At 33.9% G+C, this 15,878-nt stretch carries 13 protein-coding genes; 7 read left to right on the plus strand and 6 right to left on the minus strand.

Annotation, left to right across the window (positions count from 1 at the left end):
• Positions 1–15: 15 nt before the first annotated feature.
• The 3 genes from APR43_RS13230 (at position 16) to APR43_RS13240 (ending at position 3,445) form a co-directional block, all read left to right on the plus strand.
• Positions 16–1,611, plus strand: coding sequence for a PepSY-associated TM helix domain-containing protein (locus tag APR43_RS13230; protein ID WP_053473784.1), 1,596 nt, complete (start codon positions 16–18; stop codon positions 1,609–1,611).
• 368 nt (positions 1,612–1,979) lie between these two features.
• Positions 1,980–2,546 carry a DUF2306 domain-containing protein gene (locus APR43_RS13235; RefSeq protein WP_053473783.1) on the plus strand — a complete coding sequence of 189 codons (567 nt, stop codon included), beginning with the start codon at positions 1,980–1,982 and terminating at the stop codon, positions 2,544–2,546.
• A complete protein-coding gene (locus tag APR43_RS13240; RefSeq protein WP_053473782.1) occupies positions 2,543–3,445 on the plus strand; it encodes a YARHG domain-containing protein in 903 nt (300 codons plus the stop codon). The genes APR43_RS13235 and APR43_RS13240 overlap by 4 nt, the downstream gene beginning before the upstream one ends.
• Before the next feature lie 193 nt (positions 3,446–3,638).
• Here APR43_RS13240 and APR43_RS13245 read toward each other — a convergent pair whose 3' ends face one another.
• From APR43_RS13245 to cysC, 4 genes are all read right to left on the minus strand, one after another.
• On the minus strand, positions 3,639–4,301 hold the full coding sequence (locus tag APR43_RS13245) for a TrmH family RNA methyltransferase (RefSeq protein ID WP_053473781.1): 663 nt from the start codon (positions 4,299–4,301) through the stop codon (positions 3,639–3,641).
• Between the two features lie 60 nt (positions 4,302–4,361).
• Entirely contained in the window at positions 4,362–5,330 is a 969-nt protein-coding gene (locus APR43_RS13250; protein WP_053473780.1) for a hypothetical protein, read from the minus strand.
• 12 nt (positions 5,331–5,342) lie between these two features.
• Entirely contained in the window at positions 5,343–6,026 is a 684-nt protein-coding gene (locus APR43_RS13255; RefSeq protein WP_053473966.1) for an aspartyl/asparaginyl beta-hydroxylase domain-containing protein, read from the minus strand.
• Between the two features lie 117 nt (positions 6,027–6,143).
• Positions 6,144–6,677 (minus strand): adenylyl-sulfate kinase, encoded by a 534-nt coding sequence (cysC, locus tag APR43_RS13260; protein WP_053473779.1) that lies wholly within the window; start codon positions 6,675–6,677, stop codon positions 6,144–6,146.
• Between the two features lie 927 nt (positions 6,678–7,604).
• Between cysC and APR43_RS13265 the strand changes: the two genes are divergently transcribed.
• The 3 genes from APR43_RS13265 to APR43_RS13275 all read left to right on the plus strand — a co-directional run bounded on the left by APR43_RS13265 (position 7,605) and on the right by APR43_RS13275 (position 12,363).
• On the plus strand, positions 7,605–8,294 hold the full coding sequence (locus APR43_RS13265; protein WP_053473778.1) for an SIR2 family NAD-dependent protein deacylase: 690 nt from the start codon (positions 7,605–7,607) through the stop codon (positions 8,292–8,294).
• Positions 8,295–8,499: 205 nt separating this feature from the next.
• Positions 8,500–9,846, plus strand: coding sequence for an adenylosuccinate lyase (gene purB / locus APR43_RS13270; RefSeq protein ID WP_053473777.1), 1,347 nt, complete (start codon positions 8,500–8,502; stop codon positions 9,844–9,846).
• 282 nt (positions 9,847–10,128) lie between these two features.
• Positions 10,129–12,363, plus strand: coding sequence for a cation:proton antiporter (locus tag APR43_RS13275; RefSeq protein WP_053473965.1), 2,235 nt, complete (start codon positions 10,129–10,131; stop codon positions 12,361–12,363).
• Between the two features lie 269 nt (positions 12,364–12,632).
• On the opposite strand, the gene APR43_RS13280 is transcribed toward APR43_RS13275, so the two are convergent.
• Both APR43_RS13280 and APR43_RS13285 read right to left on the minus strand, forming a co-directional pair.
• A complete protein-coding gene (locus APR43_RS13280) occupies positions 12,633–13,271 on the minus strand; it encodes a peroxiredoxin (RefSeq protein ID WP_053473776.1) in 639 nt (212 codons plus the stop codon).
• Between the two features lie 370 nt (positions 13,272–13,641).
• On the minus strand, positions 13,642–14,553 hold the full coding sequence (locus APR43_RS13285) for an AEC family transporter (RefSeq protein ID WP_053473775.1): 912 nt from the start codon (positions 14,551–14,553) through the stop codon (positions 13,642–13,644).
• Positions 14,554–15,078: 525 nt separating this feature from the next.
• Between APR43_RS13285 and APR43_RS13290 the strand changes: the two genes are divergently transcribed.
• Positions 15,079–15,878: IS110 family transposase (locus tag APR43_RS13290; RefSeq protein WP_088636416.1), on the plus strand; the 800-nt coding region annotated here is incomplete at its 3' end.

Consider the following 15,878-nt stretch of genomic DNA (forward strand, 5'->3'; position numbering starts at 1 on the left):
AAAAACAACTCAATTATGAGTAAAGAAATCAAGAAAAAATCTTCTAAAAAGAAAGATTCTAAAATCGTAAAAAAAATCAAGCAGCACATGTACAAGTGGCATCGTGTTATTGGCTTAATTACCATTATTCCTGTTATTTTCTGGACGTTATCTGGTTTGATGCATCCTTTTATGGCGCATTTTTTCAAACCTGAAATTGCACACGAAAAACTGGAGCCGCAAATAATCGACAAAAGTCAGCTGAAATTATCTATTCAGGAAGTTTTACAAAAAAACGAAATCACTCAATTCAAAAATTTCCGAATCATCACTTTTAATAATATTACTTATTATCAGGTAAAAACCATTTTTGGTGAATTATGGTATTATGATGCTTCAAATGGAAAAAAACTGGAAGACGGAGATCAAAAATATGCAGAATGGCTTTCTCGCTATTTTCTGGATGATCAAAAAAGCACCATAAAAAAGAGTGAAGTTGTAACCGAATTTACATCACAATACAAATATGTAAATCGCTATTTACCGGTTTACAAACTGACTTTTGAGCGTCCTGATGCTATGGAAGTTTATGTCGAAACATCTTCCAGTAAACTGGCTACTTACAATCCAACTTCAAGACAGGCTTTTATCTGGTTTTTTGATACTTTTCATAATTGGTCATTTATTGATGCGATATCTAACAATAGTATCAGGATTATTACGATGATTTTTTTATTGTCAATTATTGGATTTTCTGCTTTAAGCGGTATTTTGATTTACGGTTTATTGTGGAAACAATTCAAAAAAACAGATAATGCGGCTCCTAAAAAAGGGCTTAGAAAATACCATCGCCAAATTGGGATCTGGGTTTCACTTTTCACTTTGACTTTTGCTTTTAGCGGAGGATATCATGCCACAACAAAATGGGCACCTTATACTTTATCGCAAATGGTTTATGAACCTACATTTGTGACTAAAGAAATTCCGCTGGCTAATAATGCGCTGGATCTAGACTGGACCCGTTTTCAAAATGCTAGTATTATTACTTTAAACGATACAACTTATTTCCGTTGTCAATTGCTTGAAAAAAGTAAATTCAAGACTTCAAAAGTAGATTCTAATTCAAAATGGAATAAAAAGAAAGATCAAAAATCGGAAGTGATTTACATTAACGCTGCAACCAATAAAGTTGTCCCAAATGTTGATCTTCATTATGCCGAATATCTGGCTTACTATTTCACTGGCGGAGCTCCGCAAGCGGCTTGCTGCGAAATGATCGAAACTTCTGATGAGCCCGAAGAATCAATAGAAAACGTAAAATTATTAGAATCAAAAGTTTTAACTGATTTTGAAAGCAGGGAATATGGTTTTGTAAATAAACGTCTGCCTGTTGTAAAACTAGCATACGGTACTCCGGAAAAAACAACCTATTTTATTGAAACTTCAACTTCAAGACTGGCGGCTGTAGTTAAAAACGCTGATAAAGTTGAAGGTTATTCTTTTGCGATATTGCATAAATTTTTATTCATGGATTGGGCAGGAAAAAACATTCGTGATTTAGCCACAGTTTTAGCTGCATTGAGCATTTTAATTGTCAGCATTTTAGGTTTTATTTTATTCTTAAAAAAGTAAACAACTCCACAACAACCTGCAAGGTTTTCAAAACCTTGTAGGTTTTAAGTTTTTAATATCAAGTCTTTTTTCGCCACGAATTCACGAATGTATTTGTATAAAAATTCATGAATTCGTGGCGAAAACTTTATCCTGTTTGTGTGTAATGTTACACCAAAATACCTACAAGGTTTTGAAAACCTTGCAGGATATCGTGATTTCTAATTCGTGTAATTCGTGGCAGAAAACTTTCCCCAACTACCAAAAGTGCCTGGGGATTTTTTATATTTGGTGACTAATAAACCTTTTACAATAAAGAATTGAGAAAAAAGATTCAGTTTTCGTTATTACTAATTTGGGCAATCCTTTTTAGTTATTTCTTTATTTTAATGCTGAAGCTAACCTTACAGTACATTCCGCTAAAAAACGACGCTGCTTTTCTCCAAATCAAACAAACCGAAGTTTCTGAAATTCCATATTACATTGTTTTCTTTTACATTCATGTCTATTCGGCGATTTTTGTTTTGCTATCGGGATTTTTTCAGTTTAACAATTTTCTTTTAAAGAAATATCCTCTTTTACATCGAAATCTTGGAAAACTATATGTTTTTATAATTCTGTTTTTAAGTGCGCCTTCAGGGCTATTTATTGGCTTTTTTGCTAATGGCGGATTTTATTCTAAAATATCTTTTGTCACTTTATCCGTTCTTTGGTTTTACTTTACTCTAAAAGGTTTTCTGTTCATTAAAAACAAAAATATTACACAGCACAAGGCCTTTATGCTGCGAAGTTTTGCTTTAACATTTTCTGCCGTTACCTTACGTTTTTGGAAGGTGATTCTTGTATATTTGTTTCACCCTGCGCCAATGGATTTATATCAAATTATTGCCTGGTTAGGCTGGATTCCGAATTTATTAATCATCGAATATTATCTTTATCATCAATCAAAAAAATGAAAAACCTTCTTTATTTATTTTTAGCCATCTCGCTTTTTTCTTGTAACTCTAAAGAAAAACAACCACAAATCACTGATAACAAAATGCCCGAAGAAATTCGAACTGATTTATACGGCTCATGGGTTGGCGATTTTGTTGTTGCAGAACGTGACACAACCCAGCCGGAAAAAGAAAGATATAGTAATAAGATTAATATCGTTATCAAAAAAATTACCGAAACAGAAGTTACAGGTCAAAGTATTGTTGCAGGTAATAACAGACCGCTTACTGGTACAATGAAAAGAACGGGAAATACAATTTCTTTTACACTAAAAGAACCGGGCGATGATAAAAACGATGGTGTTTTTACTTTCGAAATACAAAATGATACTCTTTTAAAAGGAACATGGACAGCAAATAATCCGAAAAAAGAAGTTCAAAAAAGAAAATTTGAACTAACTAAAAAACAGTTTAAATATGATCCTACAATAATGCTTCCGGATAACGATATGTATGTTGATTATGAAAATCCAAAAGAAGAGGAAGTAACTTATGAAGAGGAGAATGAAGGCGAAGAAACAAAAGACTCAACAAAAACCGAAACATATTTTGAGAATGTATACAGAATGGCATCTGAAAATATTTTAAAAATCAATTCTTCTACACAAAAGTTAAAAGAATCGGATGTTAAAAACTTAAAGAAAATCGATCTGGAAATTCTTAGAAATACCATTTTTGCCAGACACGGATTTTCTTTTAAAACGAAAACGGTACGCCAGTTTTTTGATGACGTTGAATGGTATATTCCGGTTTCGACTAATGTTGACGATCAATTAACTTCTGTAGAAAAAGAAAATATTGTATTATTAAAACGTTTTGAAAAATACGCCGAAGATAATTATGATTCTTTTGGAAGGTAGTTTATAAGGTGCTAAGATTCTAAGTTTTTCTCAACGACTCTCCTGCAAGGTTTCCAAAACCTTGTAGGTATAACATTTTAAGACTTAAGTTTTTTTTTCGCCACGAATTCACGAATGTATTTGTATAAGTGGATTCGTGGCGGAAAACTTTTCTTAAATACCTACAAGGTTTTGGAAACCTTGCAGGAAATCGCTATCTCGGGTTTTCTTCGTAATAACGTGCTTCGATTCGCTTAATATCTTTAATTGAATTTTTAGCCCACAACAGACGTTTTTCTAATATTTCTTCATCAGATAAATGCCAGTCAATATCTGAATTTCGTAGTCTGTTGGTAAGGTTTTGAATGATGATAGCAGCAGAAACAGAAATATTCAAACTCTCTGTAAAACCTACCATTGGGATTTTTAAAAATCCATCAGCTTTTTCTAAAATTTCCGGCGAAAGACCGTCTTTTTCAGTTCCAAAAAACAAAGCACTTGGTTTTGTGATATCAAAATCCTGAATCATACAGTCGTTTTCATGCGGTGTTGTCGCAATGATTTGATATCCTTTATTTCTTAAAGAAGAAACACAGCCTTCAACACTATCAAAACGGTTAATATCAACCCATTTTTGTGCCCCTAAAGCAATTTCTTTATCTATTCTTTTACCAAAACGCTGTTCGATAATATTAAGTTCCTGAATTCCAAAAACCTCACAACTGCGCATTACGGCACTCGTGTTATGCATTTGAAAAACATCTTCGACCGCGATAGTAAAATGTTTGGTTCGGTTTTCTAATACTTTTAAAAATTTCTCTTTTCGGTTGTCTGTCAATATATTTTCGAGAAATGCCAGGTAATCTAAATCAATCATTTTGTTTGTATTTGGCGCAAAAATACATATAAATCAACAGAAAGAAAATTCATCTGTATTTTAGCTTTCCTGATGCTCCAAAAACATGTTGTTTAATTTTTCGTGTAGCAGGTTAAGCTTTGTAAAATTAATTCCTAATTCTTCTTCCTTAAAAGAATCTCCGTTAAAAGCCTCATTTTCGTTTTTAGAATGGGCATTTAAACGCTCATACATTTTATCAAGTTCTGCATAAGCGTAATTGACTTTGATAAACGAAATAAATTTTTCTACAACCTGTTTCATTCCGTCATTGTAATAAAGAGCCGTAACATTTTGATCTGTTTCGTAAAAGTTCAGAAAACCTTCAAAATATTTCTCTAAAACTAAAGCTCCATATTGCTGAAAACTTATTTTATTTATTTCCTGCGCCGTAATTCCAAAAACACTCGGCGGCAGTAAATTGGGAACCATATGCATTCCCATCTTTTTTTGATGCGATTTTAAAACTTCTGTTGGATTTCTGTAAAGCAGCGCAAAAGGTGTTTCGGCAAAAATGCTTCTTAAATAACCCGCATTAAAAATATGCCAGGCATCCAGTTTTAAAATTAAATTCTTTTGTTCGGCAAATCTTTTTTGTCCTAATAATTTAATGACTGCTTTTAAAAGTGCCGATTTTTTGTCTAAACCAAACAAATTACTTCGCAAAATTTCATCCACGATTGGCGCTTCAGAAACCATAATATTTTCTGATGAAGTCGCTAAAGACTGACTCAGCATGGTAGAACCGCATCTTGAAACGTGAAATACCAACGATTTTAAATCGACCGAATCTATTTCTTCAGACCATTCTATAACATTTTCAGGAGTACTTATTACTTTAAACGACTTTGAATTGTATTCGTGTTTTCGGCATTTTAAAATTGTTTCCTCAAAAAAAGGTTCGGCATATTTTAAATCTCCCACATAAATCCATTCAAAATAAATATTATTTTCTTTTTCAATTAACTTATAAGGAATCCAGTTAGAAAGAGGATGGTGAATGTTTTCCATTGGTAATTTATTTTATTTTGACTGAAGATCTGCGATAATTTTTGCTGTCATTTCAGATGGATTCCGCGAAAGCTCAGCAATAATCTGTTGTTTTACCTCATCAGAATATTCATTTTTATTGGAAGAAGCATGAATATCAAAACCCATTTCGGCAAATAATTTATCCGACCAATCATTCCGAATGCAGTCCAGTGTAAGATGAATTCGCGGTTCGGCGCTCTTATTTTCAACACTGTGCGGAAGCTGGAAATTAGCATACCAGCACTCTCCCATTTTCATAGGAACGAGTTTTTTATCTACATAAAAATATACTTCTGAATTTGTAATGATAGGAACATGAATTCTAAAAAATCCATCTTCATAAGAAGTATCATTATCCACATGTTCTTTGATTTCGCTGTTTTGCCCTAACCGAAGTAATCGCACAGCTTCTTTTTCGCATTGAAACCAATCCATAATTTCCTTAAAATAATGACAGCGATCCAACAGCGGCGTATTTTGGTATTCCTTATTTGAGAAAGAGGTAATATCGTTTACCAAACCCGATTGTGATCGTAAAGAAACACTTGTCCAGTTTCCCTCATACCGGTTGGTGTTAAAATGCGGGGTCCATAAATCATTTTCGCAAATTGTAAGTTCTTGCTGCAGTTTTTCAATCGAAAAAGTAATAGGAAGTCTGCTTGACGAAGGATTCATAAGCTTAGGGTTAAATTTGAGATTTTTGTTTTGGTCCTGTAAATATATAAAATACACCAACCCAATTGTCAAATAGATAAGCAAAATTTTACAAATTCAGGAATCCGTTTTTTAAGATTAAAGTTCTTTCTTTAAATTATCAATAATGAAGTCATAAAGTTTATTTGTTGAAAAAGACACCGTTTCTGAATCGGTTTTTAAGACTAAATCTGCTGTTTCGGGAGTTTCAAAAACATCACTTATTCCGGTGAAATTTTTAATTCTGTTAAGGTCATCTTCCGGTAATAAAGCTTTTTTATACAAACCTTTCGGATCTCTTTTAATCAAATTATTTATCGAGCAATCTAAAAAAACAGTTCGCACAAATTCGTGAGTTCTTAATTCATTTCGCAGACTTTCGTACGGATTTATTACTGACATTAAAGTAATGGTATCTTCAGCAACAAAATTTCGTCCCACATCAAAAAGGCGTCTTACATTCTCACAGCGGTCTTCTTTAGAAAATCCTAAATCTTTACAAATCGTTTTTCGGTACACATCTCCGTCAACGATTTCAGCTTTATAACCGTTTTCGATTAATAAATGCCGAACATTTTGAGCTAATGTCGTTTTTCCTGAACCCGATAATCCTGTAAACTGAATTAAAATCATTTAGAATTTCTTTTGTTTTTATGAGGCATTAAAACTAAATAATCTGCAAGGTCAAAACAATAAGTATAATTACGGTTTTATTGTCTCTCAAAAATATTAAAAAGATAATCCGCAAATGTGCCGATAGGCACTAAATATCGGTAGAAACAAAAGTTTAAATTGATTTTGGCGTGCCGTAGGTACGCAATAGTCATTCTGTTGCGTACCTACGGCACGCTAAATTGTTTTCCATCCCTAATTTTCTACCGATATTTAGTGCCTAACGGCACACTCTTGATTCGCATAAATTGCTGCTTTTCGATTAAACAGAAACGTGCCGTTAGGCACATAATATCGGTAGATATTTAGAATTCGGTGTTCGTTGGCGTGCCGTAGGTACGCAACATAACAATAACTGTTGCGTACCTACGGCACGCTAAAATTTGGTTCCATTGCCATTTCTACCGATATTCAGTGCCTGACGGCACAAAGCATACATTTTTAAGTGGCTCACAAAAATCATTATTTTCAACTACTGTGCCGTTAGGCACATAATATCGGTAGATATTTAGAATTCGGTGTTCGTTAGCGTGCCGTAGGTACGCAACATAACAATAACTGTTGCGTACCTACGGCACGCTAAAATTTGGTTCCATTGCCATTTCTACCGATATTCAGGCCAGGCGGCACAAAGCATACATTTTTAAGTGGCTCACAAAAATCATTATTTTCAATTACTAAAAGAAACGTGCCGTTAGGCACATAATATCGGTAGATATTTAGAATTCGGTGTTCGTTGGCGTGCCGTAGGTACGCAACATAACAATAACTGTTGCGTACCTACGGCACGCCAAATTAATTCAACTCTTGTTTTTACCGATATTTAGTGCCTGACGGCACACTCAATATTGGCATAAATTGCTATTTTTATCTTTTAATAAATTTCAAATGAAAAAGAAACTTGTTGTTTTAACCGGCGCCGGAATTAGTGCCGAAAGCGGTATTAAAACCTTTCGTGACAGCGATGGTTTATGGGAAGGTCACGACGTTATGGAAGTTGCAACTCCCGAAGGCTGGAACAAAAATCAGGAATTGGTTCTCGATTTTTACAATAAAAGACGCCAGCAGCTTAAGGAGGTACAACCCAATTTAGGACATCAAATTTTAGCCGAATTAGAAAAAGATTTCGACGTTTATATCATTACTCAAAATGTTGACGATTTACACGAACGTGCCGGAAGTACCAAAGTTTTGCATTTGCATGGAGAATTATTAAAAGTGAGAAGTGTTAAAAATCGAAATTTAATTTTAGACTGGACAGCCGATTTACTGACGGGTGATTTAGATGAAAACGGACATCAGTTGCGACCGCATATTGTGTGGTTTGGAGAAGAAGTTCCGGCACTGGAAGAAGCTATTGATATAACCGAAACAGCAGATTATTTTGCCGTAATTGGAACTTCATTACAGGTTTATCCTGCGGCAGGATTAATTTCTTATACTCCCAGCACAACGCCTGTTTTTTATATTGATCCAAAACCTATTTCAATTCCCAATATTCGAAATAAAGTAGAAGTGATTGCCAAAACAGCAACCGAAGGCGTTGCAGAATTAAGAGAAAAATTAAAATCAATTTAAGAACACAATTATTGAACACGAATTTCACGAATTAGCACGAATATTTTGTGTTATCTAAAAATTAAGTAAAAAAAATTAGTGTCAATTCGTGAAATTCGTGTTTTATCTACTTTTTTCCCTTTTAAAATACTTTCAATTGACTTTGTGATTACTTTAAATCCGCAAATTCTGTTTATATTTGCACCTTTCGAAAAACAACATAACAATGACTACTCTAAACGAATTGAATGCTATATCGCCAATTGACGGAAGATATAGAAATAAAACTCAAAATTTAGCACCTTTCTTTTCTGAAGAAGCTTTAATAAAATACCGTGTATTGGTTGAAATTGAATATTTCATCGCTTTATGCGAAATTCCTTTACCTCAGCTTTCTGGAGTAAATGCAGACTTATTTGACAGTTTAAGAAATATCTACAAAAATTTCTCTACTGAAGATGCGCTTTGGATTAAAGAAACAGAAAAAGTAACCAACCACGACGTAAAAGCGGTTGAATATTTTATTAAAGATGCTTTTGAAAAATTAGGATTATCTCAATACAAAGAGTTCATTCACTTCGGATTAACATCTCAGGATATCAACAATACTGCCATTCCGCTTTCTACAAAAGAAGCTTTTGAGCAGGTTTATACTCCATCATTAATTGCTGTAATTTCAAAATTAAAAGAATTAAGCGTTGAATGGAAAGATATTCCAATGCTGGCACGTACGCACGGACAGCCGGCTTCTCCTACTCGTTTAGGAAAAGAAATCCTTGTTTTTGTAGAGCGTTTAGAAGAGCAGATGCGTTTGTTGTTCAATATCCCGTTTGCGGCTAAATTTGGCGGTGCAACAGGAAACTTTAATGCACATCATGTGGCATATCCGCAAATTGACTGGAAAAAATTTGGAACTAATTTTGTTGAAAATGAATTAGGTTTACAACATTCATTCCCAACAACTCAAATCGAACATTACGATCATTTTGCTGCGTTTTTTGATGGTTTAAAAAGAATCAACAATATCATTATCGATTTAGATCGTGATATCTGGACGTATGTTTCAATGGATTATTTTAAACAAAAAATCAAAGCAGGCGAAATTGGTTCATCTGCAATGCCGCATAAAGTAAACCCAATTGATTTTGAAAATTCTGAAGGAAACTTAGGAATCGCTAATGCTATTTTTGAACATTTATCTGCTAAACTTCCAATTTCAAGATTACAGCGTGATTTAACAGATAGTACAGTTTTACGTAATGTTGGTGTGCCAATTGGGCATACAATTATTGCTTTTGAAGCTACGCTGAAAGGTTTGAACAAATTATTACTAAACGAAAGCAAATTTGCTGAAGATTTAGAGAAAAACTGGGCAGTTGTTGCCGAGGCTATTCAAACCATTTTACGTCGCGAAGCGTATCCAAATCCGTATGAAGCCTTAAAAGGTTTAACAAGAACAAACGAAGCTATTGATAAAAACGCAATTCATAATTTTATTGCGACTTTAGAAGTTTCTGATGCTGTCAGAGCCGAATTAATGCAGATAACACCTAGTAATTACACAGGAATTTAAAGAAAACCTAAAATATTTTGTCAAAAAAAGCTATCTTTATCGAGATAGCTTTTTTTATTTTAACTCGGGAAGTTTTTAGCCCAGATTACTTCACCTAACTTTTATTTTTTATAGGAGTTCAGTGAATATATTTGCAATGAAAAGCCTTTTGCGAAAAAAGCCATATTTTTTTGTAGTTGAAGAGCGACCAACGGAAGCTCCTGAAACTGCTTAAAAAATAGGCGTTTTGAGTAAAAGCTTGAAATGGAAAGCTGGATTAAGCTCCTGAAAAAATACCACTTTATGATTGCCTTAAATGCCGCTGCAGAAACTACACATCATTTACAACCTTTAATTAGTGATCTGGGATTAATCCTGATGACTGCGGGAATTGCCGTACTATTATTTAAAAAAATGAAACAACCGCTGGTTTTAGGATACCTGATTGCAGGATTCCTGGCCGGAAACCACTTTGATTTTTTCCCATCAATTACAGAAATGAAAAGTGTAGAAGTTTGGGCAGAAATTGGTGTAATCATTCTTCTTTTTAGTTTAGGACTCGAATTTAGTTTTAAGAAATTAATGAAAGTTGGAGGAACGGCCTCCATTACAGCCAGTACACAAATTATAACCATGGTTTTACTGGGATATCTGGTAGGACGATGGATGGATTGGTCACAAATGGACAGCATTTTTTTAGGTGTAATTTTATCGATTTCATCTACAACAATCATTTTAAAAACCTTTGATGAACTGGGCGTTAAAGCGCAAAAATTTGCCGGAATCGTTATTGGCTCTTTAATTGTACAGGATATTGTAGCCATTTTAATGATGGTATTGCTCTCTACAATTGCAGTAAGCCAGCAATTTTCAGGAAGCCAGTTATTAATGTCCGTTTTAAAACTTATATTTTTCCTTACTGTTTGGTTTTTGGGCGGTATCTTTTTTATTCCCACGCTTCTTAAAAAAGCAAAACATTTACTGACAGATGAAATGCTGCTTATTATTTCTATCGCATTATGTCTTACTATGGTAATTTTTGCTTCAAATGTTGGATTTTCTCCAGCTTTAGGCGCTTTTATAATGGGATCGATAATTGCCGAAACAACACAGGCTGAACATATTGAACATTTAATAAAACCGGTTAAGGATTTATTTGGCGCAATATTTTTTGTATCTGTGGGAATGTTAATTGACCCTAAAATGTTGTATACGCATGCTGTTCCGGTGGCTATATTAACTGTCGTGACTATTTTAGGACAATCTGTAAGTTCAACAATAGGCGCATTACTGGCAGGACAGCCTCTTAAACAATCGGTTCAGACGGGAATGAGTTTGTCTCAAATTGGTGAATTCTCGTTTATTATTGCAACATTAGGAATGACATTAAATGTTACCAGTTCCTTTTTATATCCTGTTGTTGTAGCTGTTTCGGCAATAACGACTTTTACAACTCCGTTTATGGTAAAATATGCCGTGCCTTTTTCTCATTTCTTAGAACAAAAACTGCCCAAAAAATGGGTTAAAAATATCAACCGATACAGTATGAACGCGCAGGCAATAAAATCAGTCAGTATTTGGCAGAAAGTATTAAATGCCTATGTAATTCAAATTATACTGCACACCGCTATCATTACGGCAATTATTTTGTTATCGTCAAAATTTGTAGCTCCTTTAGTGGCCGATACCAGATTTGGAAACACTCTGGCCGCACTTATTACGCTGGTAGTTATTGCACCATTTTTATGGGCACTTTCACTTCGTCGTATAGCTCCCGAAGAAGTCGAATTATTATGGGAAGAACGCAAATACCGAGGTGCGCTGTTAATGATGATTTTAATACGCATGAGCCTTGGTTTATTTTTTGTTGGTTTCCTATTGAATATATTCTTTTCTCCTTTGGTCGCATTCGTAGCATTGGTAATTGCTATTGGAGTTTATCAAATATTCCCTAAAAAATTAAATGAGCAGTATCACAGGATAGAAAATCACTTTTTGAAAAACCTAAACGATCGTGAAAACAAAAAAATAGACAGAAGATATGCCAATTTAATGCCGTGGGACGGTCACATGTCTATTTTTGAGATTGGAAAAGAATCGAACATTGTCGGAAAAACTTTAGAAGAACTAAGAATCAGAGAACTTATGGGAATTAATATTGCGTATATACGACGCGGTGAAGTTACAATCCCAATTCCGTCAAAAAATGAACGCCTGTTTCCCGGTGATGAAATTTCTGTAATTGGTACCGATGCTCAAATTACCGAGTTCACGAAATACCTGACTCAAAATGAAAATGAAGCCCCAAAAGCAGTTGAAGAAACTGAAATTGTTTTACGTCAGTTAGAAGTTTCCCAGGAAGAATTCACACAAAAAAGCATTGGTCAATTTAGAGGAAAAACCGGAGCAATGGTCGTAGGAATTGAACGAAACGGAAATCGTATTTTAAATCCTGAATCAAGTTTACTTTTACAGCCAAATGACATTATATGGGTTGTAGGAGACAGAAGAAAGATGAGTGAGCTTCTGAGAGGCTAAGTTTCTGAGAGGCTAAGTTTCTAAGATTCTAAGTTTCTAAGATTCTGAGATACTAAGTTTTTTTCTTTACGAATATATCTTAAAAAAAGAATCTAAGATACTGAGATTCTAAGTTACTAAGATTTTTTTATATTCTAAAAACTCAGAATCTTACTATCTCAGCCACTTAGCATCTAAAAAAAAAGCGCTAAAATTCTAAATTTATAAGAGTTTAATCTCTTCAAAAAACTTAGAATCTTAGCAACTTAGTATCTTAGCAACTTAGAACCTTATTTATTCGGCTGCGGAGTTAAACGCAGATAAGGTTTAATAGGTGTATGCCCTTTTGGGAATTTTGCCGGAATATCACTGTCAGGAACAGCTGGCGTAATTACTACATCTTCACCATCTTTCCAGTTTGCCGGAGTAGCTACGCTGTAATTTGCCGTTAATTGCAAACTGTCAATAACACGAAGCAATTCGTCAAAATTTCTTCCCGTTGAAGCCGGATAAGTCAATGTTAATTTAATTTTTTTATCAGGCCCAATAACAAAAACAGAACGTACCGTAAATTTATCGCTCGCATTTGGGTGAAGCATATCATATAGATTCGCTATTTTTTTATCCTCATCGGCAATAATTGGAAAATTAACCTCTGTATTTTGAGTTTCGTTAATATCTTTAATCCACTCTTTGTGCGACTCTAAACCGTCTACACTCAAAGCAATTACCTTAGTATTTCTTTTGGTAAATTCCGGAACATAGTTCGCTACAGTTCCCAATTCAGTAGTACAAACCGGAGTAAAATCTGCTGGATGCGAAAATAAAACGCCCCAAGAATCTCCTAACCATTCATGAAAATTGATTGGTCCTTGTGTGGTTTCTGCATGAAAATCCGGAGCTATATCGCCTAATCTTAATGTTGACATAATTTATATTTTTTAGTTCCTCTAAAATTAACTAAAAAATACATTTAGAAAACACGTAAGAATTAAAAAAAAGTTAAAATTCTACATTATCTATCTAATTACTATTTTAAACTCATTTGAAGATTAATTTCAACACATAGAAACATAGCTTTTTGTAATGTTTACGGAATTATAAGTCTCTTTCTTCAACTGCAGAAATTGCTCGCAAAGTCGCAAAGACGCAAAGTTTTATAAAGAAAACTTAAAAAAGAAAAACTCAAAAAAAGAAAAAACTTTGCGGCTTCGCGACTTTGCGAGATTAAAAAAAATTAAATCTTAGCATCTTCGCTCCCGATAGCTATCGGGATTGCGAGATTAAAAAAATAAGCATTTAAATAAACCCCACAACAAAGTACCAAATCGCAAGCGTTACAAACGAAACAGGGATCCCAAAACCAATCATCATACTGCTTAATTTTGGTTTTAAACCATAGGTCGAAGCCAGAATTGCGCCTGTAATCATGGGCGCCATGGCGATTTCTATAATCGTAATTTTTATAGCTTCAGAACGCTGGTTAAAAACAAAAACATAAAGAATAAAAATAATAAGCGGCGTTACAATAAGACGAAAGAAAAGTCCCAGACGAAGAAATTTCCAATGTTTGCTGTTTCGATCAAAAGTCAATTGTAATCCAACCGAAAACAAAGCCAAAGGCGTAACCAAACTTCCCAGTTTTAATAAAAAAGGCTGAATATTCGAATCTAAATCATAATCAAAAACGTTGAGCAAACACGCCGCGACGAAGGTAATAAACGGCGGAAACAAAAGAATCTTCTTTGCAATACTTTTAAAATCCGGACTTCCTTTAGAATAAAAAGCCGCCACAAAAACACCCAGAGTCGAAACCACCACAAAAGTTCCCGGCTGATCGACCAATACTGCCGTTTCTAAACCTTTTTTTCCAAACAAAGCCTCAACAATAGGATATCCTAAAAACGATGAATTGCTTAATCCCGCAGTCAGGATCAAACAGCCAATTAATTTATTTGACCAGCCCAGTCGTCTTCCTAAAAAATGAAAAAATACAAAAGCCAGGAAAAAACTAATCCACCCCGCTCCTATTGGAAACAATAATTCGTTGCTCCATTTTATCTTCGGAATATGATATAAAGTTATCGCCGGAAGACAGACATAAATAACAATTTTATTAATCGTTTTATAAATATGAGTTGGAAACCGCTTTACATGCTGCAAAAGCAATCCTAAAAATAAAAAGAAGAATATTATAATAAAGTTGTTCATAGCAAGGGTTAGTGACAAAAATAGGGATTTATAAATTGATGTATAAAACAAATTACACACCTAAATAAAATTAACACATAGAAACATAGCTTTTTGAAAATAAAATTAATCTCGCAAAGACGCGAAATCGCAAAGGCTTTGTCATTTCGACGAAGGAGAAATCTGCGCAAGTAGCTCGACAAAGATTGGCGATTTAGTTTGCGGAGTTACTTACGCAGATCCCTCGTTCCTCCTTTAGATTTGTTTTTTGAATTTTTAAGTAAATTTATGATTGAGAAAGGAAGCAAAAGTGAACTATTCGTTCCTCCGAGTTTGTGGCTCATATCTTGATTAAGACTTTAGCTTCCTTTTCATCAAAGACTCAGATAGAAATTTGGGCTAGAGACCCGTTCTCATATCTTGATTAAGACTTTAGCTTCCTTTTCATCAAAGACTCAGATAGAAATTTGGGCTAGTGACCCGTTATTAAGGAGTTGAGCTTATGATGAATTTCTCAAATCATTGTTGAATCGTAAAAGCAAAGTTATGAAAAACATTATTATTGGCATTGATATCAGCAGCAAGACTTTAGATATTTGTGTAAAAGAAGAATCATTAAATTACTTTTCTATTGAGAATAACGTTCCGGCTATAAAGCGCTTTTTTAAAAAATATTCAGATGAGAATGTAATTTTAGCAATGGAAAATACAGGCAGATACAATTGGAATCTTTTTGAAGTATTGGAAAAATTCAACTTTAAAGTTTATGTAATATCGGCTCTGCATATCAAGAAAAGTATAGGTCTTGTCAGAGGTAAAAATGATAAAATTGATGCCCTGCGAATTTGTAGTTTTATTGAGAAAAATTATCAAGAAAATAGAGAATGGAAACCAAGTTCGTGCTCCATTAAAAAAATAAAAATACTATTGACCGAAAGAGCTTTAAGAATAAAAATCAAAAAGCAGCTTATGGTTCAGCAGCATGATTACAAATTAATGAAAGGCATTGGATTGGACAAAGAGCTAAAAAGTCTAAATGTAAAACTCATTAAAAATATTGAAGGACAAATTAAGATTATAGAAAATGATATTGAAAATATTATCCGAAGCGATGAAACTCTTAATGACCAGCAGAAATTGATAAAATCTGTTCCTGGAGTAGGTCAGGTTTTATCTTGGACATTATTATCAAAAACAGAAGGATTTACAATTATAACCGATCCAAGAAAAATGGCATGCTATAGTGGAGTTGTACCTTTTGATTTTCAATCCGGAACATCATTAAAAAGAAGGCCTGGAGTATCAATGCTTGCTGATAAAAATTTAAAAACTATTCTGCATCTGGC

Origin of the sequence: Flavobacterium sp. NLM (assembly GCF_002210235.1) — a bacterium.
Classification (GTDB): Bacteria; Bacteroidota; Bacteroidia; order Flavobacteriales; family Flavobacteriaceae; genus Flavobacterium; species Flavobacterium panici.